This window comes from Nocardioides lianchengensis (genome assembly GCF_900101465.1).
GTDB lineage: Bacteria > Actinomycetota > Actinomycetes > Propionibacteriales > Nocardioidaceae > Nocardioides > Nocardioides lianchengensis.
In genome coordinates this window covers 409872-423433 of the sequence record NZ_FMZM01000003.1, presented here as the reverse complement: position 1 = coordinate 423433, position 13562 = coordinate 409872, and the positions used below count along the sequence as shown (strand labels likewise).

The 13562-nt window shown below is 71.5% G+C and carries 13 protein-coding genes; 7 read left to right on the top strand and 6 right to left on the bottom strand.

The genetic code is table 11. The annotated features are described in order from the left end of the window. Positions 1–14 precede the first annotated feature (14 nt). From BLT76_RS07940 to BLT76_RS07925, 4 genes are all read right to left on the bottom strand, one after another. Entirely contained in the window at positions 15–272 is a 258-nt protein-coding gene (locus BLT76_RS07940; RefSeq protein ID WP_139175441.1) for a hypothetical protein, read from the bottom strand. Between the two features lie 98 nt (positions 273–370). After that, entirely contained in the window at positions 371–1996 is a 1626-nt protein-coding gene (locus tag BLT76_RS07935) for a peptidoglycan-binding domain-containing protein (protein WP_090853322.1), read from the bottom strand. A 203-nt stretch (positions 1997–2199) separates the two neighbouring features. Then, entirely contained in the window at positions 2200–2469 is a 270-nt protein-coding gene (locus BLT76_RS07930; RefSeq protein ID WP_090853319.1) for a hypothetical protein, read from the bottom strand. Between the two features lie 79 nt (positions 2470–2548). Further along, positions 2549–3385, bottom strand: a complete 837-nt coding sequence (locus tag BLT76_RS07925; protein WP_170866975.1) for a hypothetical protein — start codon at positions 3383–3385, stop codon at positions 2549–2551. Between the two features lie 76 nt (positions 3386–3461). On the opposite strand from BLT76_RS07925, the gene BLT76_RS07920 reads away from it, so the two are divergent. From BLT76_RS07920 to BLT76_RS07895, 6 genes are all read left to right on the top strand, one after another. Continuing rightward, positions 3462–4601, top strand: a complete 1140-nt coding sequence (locus BLT76_RS07920) for a lipase family alpha/beta hydrolase (RefSeq protein ID WP_170866974.1) — start codon at positions 3462–3464, stop codon at positions 4599–4601. Next, a complete protein-coding gene (locus tag BLT76_RS07915; protein ID WP_170866973.1) occupies positions 4598–5074 on the top strand; it encodes an SRPBCC family protein in 477 nt (158 codons plus the stop codon). The genes BLT76_RS07920 and BLT76_RS07915 overlap by 4 nt, the downstream gene beginning before the upstream one ends. Before the next feature lie 108 nt (positions 5075–5182). Next, entirely contained in the window at positions 5183–5788 is a 606-nt protein-coding gene (locus BLT76_RS07910; protein ID WP_090853518.1) for an ATP-dependent Clp protease proteolytic subunit, read from the top strand. 2 nt (positions 5789–5790) lie between these two features. Next, positions 5791–6453: an ATP-dependent Clp protease proteolytic subunit gene (locus BLT76_RS07905; RefSeq protein WP_090853308.1), complete on the top strand. Its 663-nt coding sequence runs from the start codon at positions 5791–5793 to the stop codon at positions 6451–6453. Between the two features lie 91 nt (positions 6454–6544). Beyond that, positions 6545–7825, top strand: coding sequence for an ATP-dependent Clp protease ATP-binding subunit ClpX (gene clpX / locus BLT76_RS07900; RefSeq protein WP_090853305.1), 1281 nt, complete (start codon positions 6545–6547; stop codon positions 7823–7825). A gap of 284 nt (positions 7826–8109) precedes the next feature. Next, a complete protein-coding gene (locus BLT76_RS07895) occupies positions 8110–8763 on the top strand; it encodes a hypothetical protein (protein WP_090853302.1) in 654 nt (217 codons plus the stop codon). Positions 8764–8822: 59 nt separating this feature from the next. Here BLT76_RS07895 and valS read toward each other — a convergent pair whose 3' ends face one another. Beyond that, on the bottom strand, positions 8823–11444 hold the full coding sequence (valS, locus tag BLT76_RS07890) for a valine--tRNA ligase (protein WP_090853298.1): 2622 nt from the start codon (positions 11442–11444) through the stop codon (positions 8823–8825). Between the two features lie 68 nt (positions 11445–11512). On the opposite strand from valS, the gene BLT76_RS07885 reads away from it, so the two are divergent. After that, on the top strand, positions 11513–12397 hold the full coding sequence (locus tag BLT76_RS07885) for a GNAT family N-acetyltransferase (protein WP_090853294.1): 885 nt from the start codon (positions 11513–11515) through the stop codon (positions 12395–12397). A gap of 36 nt (positions 12398–12433) precedes the next feature. On the opposite strand, the gene BLT76_RS07880 is transcribed toward BLT76_RS07885, so the two are convergent. Further along, complete coding sequence (locus BLT76_RS07880) at positions 12434–13531, bottom strand: NAD(P)-dependent alcohol dehydrogenase (protein ID WP_090853291.1); 1098 nt, start codon at positions 13529–13531, stop codon at positions 12434–12436. Positions 13532–13562: the final 31 nt, after the last annotated feature.

Sequence of the window (13562 nt, the reverse complement as noted above, 5' to 3'; positions counted from 1 at the left end):
TTACCAGGGGTGGATCAGTTGGAAACCTGCTCCTGCTCCTGCGCCTGGTTGTTGATCAGGGTCGAGAACTCCTGGAGGGAGTTGGTCACCTGGGCGAGCATCGTGCGGTAGTCGGACTGCCAGGACTGCCGGGTGCGCTCGGCGTCGGGGCCGATCCACTCGAAGCCCTCGATCACCTGCGTGAGGCGACCGGTCAGCTGCTCGAGCTCGGAGGCGCCCTGCGTGATCTGCTGCGCGGACTGACGACCTGCCTCGACGTCCATACCCTTCATGGCCATGGTTCTGCTTCCCTTCGTCGGTTACTGCGGTGGGGTGTTGCGGTGTGGGGTGGGTGAACGGTGGGTGGTGCTGAGGGGGCTCAGCGGGTGGCTCAGCGCCCGGCGCCCATGCGGTCGCGGACGTGGGCCGTGGCCTCGGCGGCCGTGATGCGGCCGTCGTGGTTGACGTCGAGCTCGCGGTTCGGCCCGAACGCCTTCTCGCCCTGGCTGAACAGCACGTCGCCGGACTCGTGCGGGCTGCCGGCCAGGATCGTCGTGTAGACCGACTCCAGGTCGTTCAGCCGGCCGCGGTACGGCTCGAAGTACTTCTCGACGTACTGCAGCTGCTCGGTCGGGCTCATCTGCGCGAGCTGGCCCGTGGTGGTGCCGAGGCCCTTGGCGGTGCTGTCCATGAACTGGATCAGGCCGGTGGCCGAGCTGCGGGGGTTCTGCACGTCGGACGCGAAGCTGCCCCCGGTCTCGAAGCTCATCGCCGCCATCAGGTGCTCGGGCTGGGCGCCGACCCGCTGGGCCACGCCCTCGACCTCCCGCAGGAACTCCGGGGTGACGTTGGGGTTGCCCTGCACGCCGGTGATCTGGGTGTAGTCGTAGCCGCTCGGGCTGCTGTAGCCCTGCCCCGGCGTGATCTGGAGCGGGTTCTCGGCCCGGTAGGCGTCGTAGGCAGCCTGGGTGTTGGGGCCCCAGGTGCCGTCGGCGCCCTTCGTGTCGTAGCCCGCGCCGGTCAGCCGCTCCTGCAGCTCACGGACGCCCTCGCCCTTGCTGCCGCGGGCGTTCTGCCCGGCCAGCTGGTCGATGCGCGGGTCGCCGCCACCGCTGCCGCGGTTGGCCAGCGCCGCCCCGCCGAGCCCGAGGGCCGCGGCGCCACCGGCGATGCCCGCGGCCGCGCCGTACGACGGACCGCCGTCGGAGCCGCCCGCGGCCGTGGTCTCACCGGTGCCACCGGTCAGCCCGCCGGCGCCGAGGGTCTCGGAGCCCGGGGTGCCCGTGCCGCCGAAGTCGCCGGCGGTGGAGGGGCTGCTGTGGGCCGTGGTGGTGCCGGCGTCGCTGCCGGCCCCGTCGATGGATCCGCTGCCGAGGGCGCCGCCGGCCGAGCCGCCGCCGGTCCCGCCGCCCGAGCCACCGCCCGAGCCGCCGTCGATGCTGCCGGCGCCGGTCGAGGTCTCGCGGGGCAGCGTCATCTCGCTGACCTCGCGCCCGGAGGTGCCGTCGATGCCGCCGGTCGCGCCCACCGTGGAGGGCGCCGCGGCCGGGCTGGTCACCGAGTCGGCGTTGCCGGTGCCCTGCTCGCCCGACTCGCCGTTGATGACGTCGACGATGTCCTCGACCATCTGCACACCGGCCATCGCGTCACCGATCAGCGAGCCGCTGAACGGGGTGACCGCGCTGCTCGCGCCGCCGACCTGCGAGGTGTACGTCGGCAGCGCGCCGAAGTCGACGCTCTCGCCCTGGCTGGCCTGGTCCTGCGCGTCGGCGTTGGCGCCGAGGACCTGGGCGAACAGGCCGAGCGCGGCGGAGATCTTCTCCAGCCACGGCGCGACCACCGTCTCCAGGTACTGGGCGTACGCAGCGCTGGCGCCGCCGCTGAAGAACGACGCGGCCCGGAGGATGGCGATCAGTGCGCGGAGGTACTGGATCACCTGGTCGGTGACGTCCTTGCCCTCCTGGCACTTCTGGCCAGCCTCGCGGAGTTCATCGGTGTCTGCTCCCAGGAACGACATCGGCACCTCCTCATGTCTGGGGCCACCTCCCGATCGGTGGCGATGGCGATGACGCTAGGCAGCCACGTATCCCGTGGTCGAGAGCCGCGTGTGCGGAAAGTTCCGTCCTCCTCGGGTGTCGGGACAACGGTTTCCGCACATGACGAGGGGCCGCCGGACGATGTCCGACGGCCCCTCGTGCGGGCCCTGCGTGGAGCTGCGGGTCAGGAGCTGGCGGCGTCCTGCCGGTCGGCGTGCCAGACCAACGTGCGGCCCTGCTCCTCGAGGGTCTGCGAGGCGTTGTTCGCCTGGGGGGCGAAGCTGCCGCTCCAGTCGCTCTCGAAGGTCTCCCGGTCGGAGCCGGTCCACTTCAGGCCCTGGATCATCGCGCTGATGCTGGAGACCATGCCGGCGACCTGCCCGGCCTGGGACCCCATGTTCTGCCCGACCTCGCGGCCCTGGTCGGTGTCCATGCCCTGCATGCTGTTGCTCATCGTTGCTCCTCCTCGCGCTGTGGCTACCGGGACGTCCGTGGTCGCGAACGTAGGCCGGGCGGTGCGGGCGGAGCCAGGGTCAGGACGGCGGAACGTTCCTCGCGGACGCGGCCCGCTCCACGGTCTCCAGGTCGTCCACCGTGACCAGTCGGACCTCCGCCGTACGACGGCCCACCGCGAAGCGGACGTTCTGGGCCCGCCCGCTGCCCGCGCGGAAGGGGTCGTCCTTCGGGCCGAACGCGAGCGAGGAGATGGAGCGGATCGCGTCGTCGACCCGCTGGGCGCGCTCGAGGTTCCAGGCGTAGCCGTGCCAGTGCAGGACCCGCTCGTAGATCTCGCGGTTGGACGGCGGCCTCGGGTAGTCGTCGGTCCCGGAGAGCCAGGGCTCGGACAGCGCGAGGGCGACGTACCACTCGCGCGAGAGGCGAGGCAGGTGCGGCGCGGGCACCGTGCGGTCCTCCTCCAGGTCGGTCCCGCGCGGGGGCGTGCGCGGGGCCGGGGCGGGGGCGGACGGGGTGACCTCGACGATGATGGAGAGGTCGTCGTACTGGGTGGGGGCGACCTGGCGCCCGCGCATCACGACCAGCTGGTTCTCGCCCTCGTCGAGCAGCAGCGACATGCCCTCGGCGAGGGTGACGCGGCGGGCGCCGCCCGGGGCGTCGAAGAGGCTGGAGACCTGGGTCTCGCCCGAGCCGTGCCAGCGCAGTCGGGCGATCTCGTCGCCGACCACGAGCTCGCCGAGCAGCCGCGAGACGTGGGGCGCGCAGCGGGGGAGCGCGATGGCGGTGGTGCGCAGCGCGTCCTCGTAGTCGTCCTCGGGCAGGGCATCGTGGGGAGATCGTCCGAAGAGGAGGGTCTCGCCCGAGCCGAGCGTGACGGTGGGGAGGCCCGAGCCTCGCAGCGTCACTCGAAGCATGCTGCGCATCCAACCACAGCCACATGGCATCCAGATGTCAGTGTACAAGCGTTCACTCGACTCCTATGCTCGATGGATGACCACCGCCAGCACCGGACCGCGGCTCCTGGACGCCCTGTCCCTGCTCTCCGAGGCTGCCGACGAGCTCGTGGTGCGCAGCGTGCGTGACACCCACCTCGCCTGGGCCGACCGGTTCGGCGGCCACCCCGGCCAGGGCGTGGCGTCCGCGGTGTACGCCGGCGTCGGCGCCGGGCTCCGGGTCGCGTCGCGCGGGCTCGACAAGGCGGCCGCCGCCGGCCTCGGGCCCGGGCTGGAGGACGGGCCGCGTGGCCGGTTCGTCAGCTCCGCGGTCAACGGGCTCATCGGCGACCGGCTGGTCCGCGAGAGACCGCGCCTGGCGATCGAGATGGCGGTGCGCCACGAGGGACGGGACGTCGTGCTCGAGCGGGACGCCCTGGCCGCGACGTTCCCCGCGGCCACCGGGCGCGTCGTGGTCTTCCTGCACGGCCTCTGCGAGACCGAGGCCTACTGGCGCAGGGGGCGCGAGAAGCTCGGCACGACGTACGGCGAGATGCTGGCCGACGAGGGCTGGACACCGGTCTTCCTGCGCGCCAACACCGGACTGCCGCTGCGCGAGAACGGCGTCGCGCTGGCCGCGCTCCTGCGGGACCTCGTGGCGCAGTGGCCCGAGGAGGTCACCCGGATCGCGCTGGTCGGCCACTCGATGGGCGGGCTGATCCTGCGGGCGGCGGGCGCGGTGGCGACCGATCCGAGTCTCTCGCAGCGCCCCTGGACCGAGCTGGTGTCGGACGTGGTCACACTCGGCACCCCGCACCTCGGCGCGCCGATCGCGCAAGGGATCGGGCACGGCTCGCGCGGGCTCGGCCGGCTGCCGGAGACGGCGGCGTTCGGCCGGATCCTGGACTGGCGCTCGGTCGGCGTGCACGACCTGGTGGCCGGCCTGGCCGAGGACGTCCCGCCGCTGCCGCACGCGTCGTACCGGCTGGTGGCGGCGACGCTGACCGCGTCGCCGCGGCACCCGGTCGGCCACGTGGTGGGCGACCTGCTGGTGCGGGTGCCCTCGGCGTACGGCCGGGACCGCTGGGGCGCCGGCCTCTTCCCGGGGGCGACGGTGCTGCACCTGGGTCGCACTGACCACTTCGGGCTGCTGAACCACCCGCGGGTCCACCGTGCTCTGCGAGAGTGGCTCGGGTGAGTGCTGCTGCCGACCGCGAGCTGCGGGCCGAGGTACACGTCGACGCCCCGCCCGCGCGGGTGTGGGAGGTGCTCATCGACCTGCGCCGGATGTCCGACTGGAGCCCGGAGCTGGTGCGGATGGTGCCGCTCCTGCCGGGCGGGCTGCGGCTCGGGCAGCAGTACCTCGGCGTCAACCGGCGCGGAGCGGTCGTGTGGCCGACGCGTAACGTCGTCGTCGGCCTCGACCCGGGTCGCGTGCTCGCCTGGGAGACCCGGTCGAGCGGCGCCCGCTGGATCTGGGAGCTGGCGCCCACGGGCTCAGGGACGACGGTCGTGCACCGCCGCCCGGTGCCGCGCCGGCTCACCCGGCTGAGCGCGGTGTTCGCGACCGCCTTCCTGGGCGGCTCGACCGGCCACGCCGACGAGCTGGAGGCCGGGATGCGGCAGACCGCCGAACGGCTGCGGGACGCCGTGCCGGCAGCGGGGGACTGAGGGAAATCCGCTGTTGGCGAACAGCCGTGGATTGTCCGTGGAAGTGTCGGACCTTCGGGCTAGGGTCGCAGCGTGACCCAGTACTCCAGCGACTCGCTCGACCACCGGATGGGTGGTGGCGGCGGCCTCAACGTCCTCGACGACCACATCTACCAGCGTCTTCTGCGTGAGCGGATCGTGTTCCTGGGCTCGGAGGTGCGCGACCAGAACGCCAACGCGATCTGCGCCCAGCTGCTGCTGCTCTCCGCCGAGGACCCGGAGGCGGACATCTTCCTCCACATCAACTCCCCGGGTGGCTCCGTGGACGCCGGCATGGCGATCTACGACACGATGAACTACATCCCCAACGACGTCGCCACCGTCGGCATGGGCCTGGCCGCCTCGATGGGCCAGTTCCTGCTCTGCGCCGGCACGAAGGGCAAGCGCTACGCCCTGCCGCACGCGCGGATCATGATGCACCAGCCCTCCTCGGGCATGGGTGGCTCCGCCTCCGACATCAAGATCCAGGCCCAGCAGTCCCTGCACATCAAGAAGGTGCTGCTCGACCTGATCTCCGAGCACACCGGCCAGCCGATCGAGCAGGTCATCGCCGACGCCGACCGCGACCGGTGGTTCACCGCCGAGCAGGCCCTCGAGTACGGCCTGGTCGACCAGGTCGTCAAGAGCGCCCGCGAAGCCGCCGACGACGGCCGCCCGGCCCACAAGAAGGACTGATCATGGCTGACATCACCGCCCCCGGCGGCCTGGCGCCCAGCGGCCCCAGCGCCAACTACTACATCCCGCAGTGGGAGGAGCGGACGTCGTACGGCTTCCGCCGGATCGACCCCTACGGGAAGCTGTTCGAGGACCGCATCATCTACCTCGGCACGCCGATCTCCGACGACGTGGCCAACGCCGTGATCGCCCAGCTGCTCTGCCTGCAGTCGATGAACCCCGACCAGGACATCAGCATCTACATCAACAGCCCCGGTGGCTCGTTCACCGCGCTGACGGCGATCTACGACACCATCAAGTTCATCAAGCCCGACGTGCAGACGGTATGCATCGGCCAGGCGGCGTCGGCTGCGGCCGTGCTGCTGGCCGCCGGCACCGCCGGCAAGCGCCTCGCGCTGCCGAACAGCCGGATCCTGATCCACCAGCCCTACACCGAGGGCACGTTCGGCCAGACCTCGGACATCGAGATCCAGGCCAACGAGATCCTCCGGATGCGCGAGCTGCTGGAGAAGATGATCAGCGACCACTCCGGCCGCGACATCGAGCAGGTCAGCCGCGACATCGAGCGCGACAAGATCCTGACCGCCGCGGGCGCCGTGGAGTACGGCCTCATCGACTCGGTCCTCGAGTCGCTCAAGGGCACCCCCGCCCTCAGCCCGTCCTGACGAATGCCCCGTGTCGGCCCCCCTGCGGGGTCGGCACGGGGTACCGTCGCTTCTGAGTTTTTGCACCTTGTCGAGTGGAGGATGACCTGCCGTGGCACGTATTGGTGACGGTGGCGACCTGCTGAAGTGTTCGTTCTGCGGGAAGAGCCAGAAGCAGGTCAAGAAGCTGATCGCCGGTCCCGGCGTCTACATCTGCGACGAGTGCATCGACCTCTGCAACGAGATCATCGAGGAGGAGCTCAGCGAGGGCGCCGAGGTCAGCCTCGAGGAGCTGCCCAAGCCCAAGGAGATCTTCGAGTTCCTCAACTCCTACGTCATCGGGCAGGAGCAGGCGAAGAAGTCGCTCGCGGTCGCGGTCTACAACCACTACAAGCGGGTCCAGGCCGGCCTCCAGCCCGTGTCGGGCAAGCACAGCAAGGAGGAGGTCGTCGAGGTCGCGAAGTCGAACATCCTCGTGATCGGCCCGACCGGCTGCGGCAAGACCTACCTCGCGCAGACCCTCGCGCGGATGCTCAACGTCCCCTTCGCGATCGCCGACGCGACCGCGTTGACGGAGGCCGGCTACGTCGGCGAGGACGTCGAGAACATCCTGCTCAAGCTCATCCAGGCCGCTGACTACGACGTCAAGAAGGCCGAGACGGGCATCATCTACATCGACGAGATCGACAAGGTGGCCCGCAAGGCGGAGAACCCCTCGATCACGCGCGACGTGTCCGGTGAGGGCGTCCAGCAGGCGCTGCTGAAGATCATCGAGGGCACCACCGCCTCGGTGCCGCCGCAGGGCGGTCGCAAGCACCCGCACCAGGAGTTCATCCAGATCGACACCACGAACATCCTGTTCGTGGTGGGCGGCGCCTTCGCCGGCCTGGAGCACATCATCGAGCAGCGGGTCGGCAAGAAGACCCTCGGCTTCACCGCGGAGGTCCGCGGCGCCGCCGAGAAGGAGGCCGAGGACCTGCTCTCGCTGGTCCGTCCCGAGGACCTCACCAAGTTCGGTCTGATCCCCGAGTTCATCGGCCGACTGCCGCTGATCGCCAGCGTCACCAAGCTCGACCAGGCCGCCCTCGTGCAGATCCTGACCGAGCCGCGCAACGCCCTGGTGAAGCAGTACCAGAAGCTCTTCGACCTCGACGGCGTCGACCTGGAGTTCACCGAGGACGCCATCGCCGCGATCGCGGACTCGGCGATGGAGCGCGGGACCGGTGCCCGTGGGCTGCGCGCCATCATCGAGGAGGTCCTCCTCCACGTGATGTACGACGTGCCTTCCCGCGGCGACGTCGCCAAGGTGATCGTGACCCGCGAGACCGTCACCGACGACGTCCCGCCCACCCTCGTCCCCCGAGAGTCGAAGCCGAAGAAGAAGTCCGCCTGACGGAGACGCGTCAGCGGCTCCGTCGGAAGGCGGAGGTCGAGTGCGCCCACGGCCGAGCTTGCGAGGCCGTGACGGCGCGTATCGAGACCCGGCGTTGGGTCTCGAAAAGGCCGGATCTCGATGAGCTCGCTTCTCGACCAGCAGGAAGGCCGGCCTCGTCCGACCCTGACGACTGGTCTGGACCGTTCGAGATCGAAACCCGCGCCTGCGTCACCGTGGGCACGTGGCCCCGTTGACCCGGCGGGCCTCGCCTGAGCGCGACGGGGCTCTCGGAAGGTGGTGGAGTGATCAAGGAGCATCGACGGCCGCTGCTGGCCTTCGTGGTGGTGCTGGTGGCCTGCGCGGTCATCATCGTCTCCGGTCTGCGCAGCGAGGCCGTCCGCGGCTTCCTGGGCCTCCCGACGCCGGAGGTCCAGTCGGTGCTGGCGGGCAACCAGGTGGATCGGCTGGCGGAGCCCCCCGCCGCTCCGCTGGGGCCGGTGCCCACGGCCGTGCCGCGGACCCGCCCAGGCCCTGCATCACCGAGGTCGCACCGGGTGGTCCGGGAGTTCCGGGTCACGAAGCCTGACCGACCGAGTGGCGTCGCCACCGCCGATGCCCCGATCGTGCCGGCCACCCAGTCGGCCACCCAGTCGGCCACCCAGCCGTCCGCCCCGCCCGTACCCTCGACCGAGCCGGCACCGGAGCCGAGGCCCGACCGCGGGCGCGGGCACCGCGGCCACCAGGACAAGCAGGGGAGGCCGGACAAGTCCGGCCACCGGGGCCCGGGGCACTCGCCGGGGCACTCGCAGGGGCGCGGCCACGGCGAGCCCGAGATGGGCAGCGGTGACCGCGGCGACCGGGATCGCGGCAACCGGGGCCGGGACCGGGACGAGCGAGGCGACCGCCGCAGTGGCGACCATGGTCATGGCCACGGTGGAGGCCGCGGGCGCCGCTGATCGCCGAGTCGGCGCGAGCTCGCGCCGACTCGGCGCCCAACTCGCGCCGACTCGGCGGGCTACTCGGTGGGAGTCTCGGCCAGCTCGGCGTGCACGGAGATCTCCTGGCCGGTCTCGCCGGTCGGGGTGAAGACGAGGTCGCCGGTGACCTTGCCGGTACGGCGCAGGTCGTCGGCGGCCAGCTCGGCGGCCCGGACCAGCGCCTCGGGGCCGGTGACCTCGACCCGGGAGAGCTCGGCGCGCATCGACACCTTGGCCTGCGACTTCGCGCCGCGGATGCCGACGAGCACCGCGGCGACGGCGTCGACCGTCGCCGGGTCGGCGGCCGCGGCGGAGCCCAGGTCGAGCTCGGTCGGCCAGGCAGCTCGGTGGATCGAGCCCTCCTGCCACCACGACCAGACCTCCTCGGTCACGTAGGGCAGGAACGGCGCGAGCAGCCGCAGCTGAACCTCGAGCGCGATGGCCAGGGTCGCCTTGGCCGAGGCGGTGGCCGAGCCGCCGTCCTCGTCGTACGCGCGCTCCTTGACCAGCTCGAGGTAGTCGTCGCAGAACTCCCAGAAGAACTTCTCGACCGTCTCGAGCGCGGTGGTGTAGTCGTAGGCCTCGAACGCGTCGGTGGACCGGCGGATGACCAGCGCCAGCCGCGCGAGCAGGGCGCAGTCCACCGGGGCGGAGACCGCGAACGGCTGCAGCTCGGTCGCGCCGACGCCGCCCAGGACGAACTTGGAGGCGTTGAGGACCTTCATGGCGAGCCGGCGGCCGACCTTCATCTGGCTCTCGTCGAACGGCGAGTCCAGGCCAGGGCGTGACATCGCCGCACGCCAGCGGACGGCGTCGGCACCGAACTTCTCCAGGATCTCGGTCGGGACGACGACGTTGCCCTTGGACTTCGACATCTTCTTGCGGTCCGGGTCGACCACGAAGCCGGAGATCAGCGCGTGGTGCCAGGGCGCGACGCCGTTCTCGAAGTGGGAGCGGACCACGCGCGAGAACAGCCAGGTGCGGATGATGTCGTGGGCCTGGGTGGCCAGGTCCATCGGGAAGACCCGCTGGAACAGGTCGTCGTCGCTCTCCCAGCCGCCCGCGATGTGCGGCGTGAGCGACGAGGTCGCCCAGGTGTCCATCACGTCGGGGTCGCCGATGAAGCCGCCGGCCTGTCCGCGCTGCGACTCGTCGTACCCGCGCGGGGCGTCGGTGGACGGGTCGACCGGGAGCTCGGCCTCGCTCGGCATCAGCGGGTGGGCGTAGTCGGGCTCGCCCTCGGCGTCGAGGGGGTACCAGACCGGGAACGGGATGCCGAAGAACCGCTGGCGCGAGATCAGCCAGTCGCCGTTCAGGCCGCCGACCCAGTTCTCGTAGCGGTGCAACATGTGAGTCGGGACCCAGGTGATCTCGCTGCCGCGCTCGACCATCTCGGTGCGCAGGGCGGTGTCGCGCCCGCCGTTCTTGATGTACCACTGGCGGGTGGCCACGATCTCGAGCGGCTTGTCGCCCTTCTCGTAGAAGTTCGCCATCCGCTGGGTCGGCTTCGGCTCGCCGTCGAGGTCGCCGGTCTCGCGCAGCTTGGCGACCATCGTCTCGCGGGCGCTGAACGTGGTCTTGCCCGCGAGGTCGGCGTACGACGCCGCCGCGGGCTCGGCGGCCAGCCACTCGGGGGTCTCGCGCAGGAAGCGCCCGTCGCGCCCGATGACGGTGCGCACGGGGAGCTGCAGCTCGCGCCACCAGGTGACGTCGGTGAGATCGCCGAAGGTGCAGCACATGGCGATGCCCGCGCCCTTGTCGGCCTCGGCCGCGGGGTGGGCGAGCACCGGGATCTCGACCCCGAAGACCGGGCTGGTCACGGTGGTCCCGAACAGCGGCTGGTAGCGCTCGTCGTCGGGGTGGGCGATCAGGGCCACGACGCTCGGGATGAGCTCGGGGCGGGTGGTCTCGATGTGCAGCGGCTGTCCGTCGGGGCGGTGGAAGGCGACCCGGTGGTAGGCGCCGGCGTACTCGCGCGCCTCGAGCTCGGCCTGCGCGACCGCGGTCTGGAAGGTGACGTCCCAGAGGGTCGGCGCCTCCTGCAGGTAGGCCTCGCCCCGCGCGAAGTTGCGCAGGAAGGCGCGCTGGCTGACGACCTGCGACTTCGCGCCGATCGTCGTGTAGTGCTGCTTCCAGTCGACCGAGAGGCCGAGGGTGCGCCACAGCGACTCGAAGACCTGCTCGTCCTCCTCGACCAGCTGCTCGCACAGGGCGATGAAGTTGGGCCGGCTGATCGGGATCTGCCGCTTCGGGTCCGGCTTCTCCGGCGGGGTGAAGTCGGCGTCGTAGGGCAGGCTCGGGTCGCAGCGGACGCCGAAGTAGTTCTGCACCCGGCGCTCGGTCGGCAGGCCGTTGTCGTCCCAGCCCATCGGGTAGAACACGGTCTTGCCGCGCATCCGCTGGAAGCGCGCGATCAGGTCGGTGTGGGTGTAGGAGAAGACGTGGCCGACGTGCAGGCTGCCGCTGACGGTGGGCGGCGGCGTGTCGATCGAGTAGACGTTCTCGCGCGGCTGGGTGCGGTCGAAGGCGTAGGTGTCGACGGCCTTCCAGTGCTCGGCCCAGCGCTGCTCGAGGCCCTCCAGCGCAGGCTTGTCCGGTACGACGACGGCGCGTGGTGCGTCGGTCGTCTCGGGGGCCTGGTCCTGCGGGGTCTCGGTCATAACCCGAAATCCTAGAGTGGCGGCGCTCACCTGCGAAAACCGGTTGTCGCCGTCCCTAGCGTGGACCCATGACCCGGCTCGAGCTGACGACCGATCCGAGCGCCTTCCTGGCCCTCTCCGGCGAGCACCTGGCGGCTGATCCGGTGCTCACCACCGTGGTCGCCTCGGTGACCGCGCGGGCGGTCGACGAGGACGCCCGCGGGGTGCTTCCCGGCGCGCACCCGCGGTGGTGGGTGAGCGTGCTCGGCGACGACGGTCGGGTGGTCGGCGTGGCCATGCGGACGGCGCCGTTCGCGCCGTTCCCGGCGTTCCTGCTGCCGATGCCGGACGAGGCGGCCGTGGCGCTGGCCCGGGAGCTGCACGCCCGGGGCGAGGTGCTCGGCGGGGTCAACGGCGCGCTCCGGCCGGCGCAGCTACTCGCGGAGGAGACCGCCCGGCTCGGCGGCGGCACGGTGGTCGTCGAGGAGCGGACCCGGCTCTGGGAGCTCGGCGACCTGGTGGCCCACGACGCCCCGGGACGGCTCCGGGTGGCGGTCGAGACCGACGTACCGCTGGCGACGGCCTGGTGGAACGACTTCGGGGAGCTGGCCGCCGAGATGGCCGGCCGGAGCTCGCCGCACGCCTCGGAGACCCTCACCGAGGGCGAGATGGCCCCGCGGGTCGCGGCCGGGCAGATCTGGCTCTGGGAGGACCCCGACGGCACGGTCGTGCACCTGACCCACCACAACGCGCCGGCGTACGGCGTCGTGCGCGTCGGACCGGTGATCACGCCGCGCGAGCACCGGCGGCGCGGCTACGCGAGCGCGGCCGTGGCCCAGGTCTCGGCGCGGATCCTCGCCGCCGGGCACCGGGCCTGCCTGTTCACCGACCAGGCCAACCCGACGTCGAACAAGATCTATGCCGAGGTCGGCTACCGGCCCGTCGTCGACATGGCCAACCTGGTGATCAGCTGAGCTGCCGCTCGGCCTCGCCGGAGGGGCGAGCACCCGTCACCAGGTGAGGACCGCTTTCACGACCGTGCCGGCGTGCACGTCGGCGACCGCCTCGTTGATCTGCTCGAACGGGTAGGTCCGGATCAGCCCGTCGACGTCGAAGGTGCCGGCGGCGCGCATCGCCAGCAGCCGCGGGACCATCTCCTGCGGGTCGGAGTCGCCCTCGATGGAGCCCATCACCCGCTTGCCGCTCTGGAGCAGGTCGATCGCATCGATGGCGTACTCGTCGGGTCCCAGGCCGAGCGCGACCAGGGTGCCGCGGATGCCGAGCGACTGCTGGGCCTGCTTGACCACGGCCGAGACCGCCGTGGTGTCGATGCCGTACGTCGCGCCGCCGCCGGTCAGCTCCTTGACCCGCTCGGGGGCGGACTGCTCGCCGAGCGCGGAGGGGTTGACGCCGATCGCCCCGAACAGTGCGGCCTCGGCCAGCCGGCTGTCCAGCAGGTCGACCGCGACGATGGTGCCGACGCCCTGCGCGGCCGCAGCCGCGATGGCGGCCAGGCCGACCGCGCCGACGCCGTACACGACCAGGCTGTCGGCGGGCCCGGGCTTCAGCACGTTGAGCACCGTGCCGGCACCGGTCTGGAAGCCGCAGCCGTACGGCGCGGCCAGCGTCAGGTCGAGCTCCTTGTCCACCACGACGCAGTTGTCGGCGTACGCGATGGCGTGCCGCGAGAACGAGGACTGACCGAAGAACGAGCCGAAGACCGGGGCCCCGTCGCGGGTGTACGTCGTCGAGCCGTCCATCCGCATGCCCATGTAGTTGATCATCAGGCTGGAGTCGCAGTAGCCGACCAGGCCCTCCTGGCACTTGGCGCACGACCGGCAGGAGCGGAACGACAGGACCACGTGGTCGCCGACCGCGATGCCGGTGACGTCCGGTCCGACCGCCTCGACGACGCCGGCACCCTCGTGGCCGAAGACGTTCGGGAACATCTCGGCGGGCAGCATCGACCCCATCGTGACGTCGGTGTGGCAGAGGCCGGTGGCCACGATCCGCACCAGCACCTCGTCGGCGCGCGGACCCTCCAGCTCCACCTCCTCGAAGGTGAAGGCTGCCCCGGGGGAGTTGACGATCGCGACCGTGGTCTTCATGCCGCCAAACTAGAACCTGTTCTCAGTTCCT

What these genes read in the sequence shown, in the direction of transcription:
- BLT76_RS07940 (WP_139175441.1), bottom strand. Translation starts at nt 272, where the DNA reads ATGAAGGGTATGGACGTCGAGGCAGGTCGTCAGTCCGCGCAGCAGATC.
- BLT76_RS07935 (WP_090853322.1), bottom strand. Translation starts at nt 1,996, where the DNA reads ATGTCGTTCCTGGGAGCAGACACCGATGAACTCCGCGAGGCTGGCCAG.
- BLT76_RS07930 (WP_090853319.1), bottom strand. Translation starts at nt 2,469, where the DNA reads ATGAGCAACAGCATGCAGGGCATGGACACCGACCAGGGCCGCGAGGTC.
- BLT76_RS07925 (WP_170866975.1), bottom strand. Translation starts at nt 3,385, where the DNA reads ATGCTTCGAGTGACGCTGCGAGGCTCGGGCCTCCCCACCGTCACGCTC.
- BLT76_RS07920 (WP_170866974.1), top strand. Translation starts at nt 3,462, where the DNA reads ATGACCACCGCCAGCACCGGACCGCGGCTCCTGGACGCCCTGTCCCTG.
- BLT76_RS07910 (WP_090853518.1), top strand. Translation starts at nt 5,183, where the DNA reads ATGGGTGGTGGCGGCGGCCTCAACGTCCTCGACGACCACATCTACCAG.
- BLT76_RS07905 (WP_090853308.1), top strand. Translation starts at nt 5,791, where the DNA reads ATGGCTGACATCACCGCCCCCGGCGGCCTGGCGCCCAGCGGCCCCAGC.
- valS (WP_090853298.1), bottom strand. Translation starts at nt 11,444, where the DNA reads ATGACCGAGACCCCGCAGGACCAGGCCCCCGAGACGACCGACGCACCA.
- BLT76_RS07885 (WP_090853294.1), top strand. Translation starts at nt 11,513, where the DNA reads ATGACCCGGCTCGAGCTGACGACCGATCCGAGCGCCTTCCTGGCCCTC.
- BLT76_RS07880 (WP_090853291.1), bottom strand. Translation starts at nt 13,531, where the DNA reads ATGAAGACCACGGTCGCGATCGTCAACTCCCCCGGGGCAGCCTTCACC.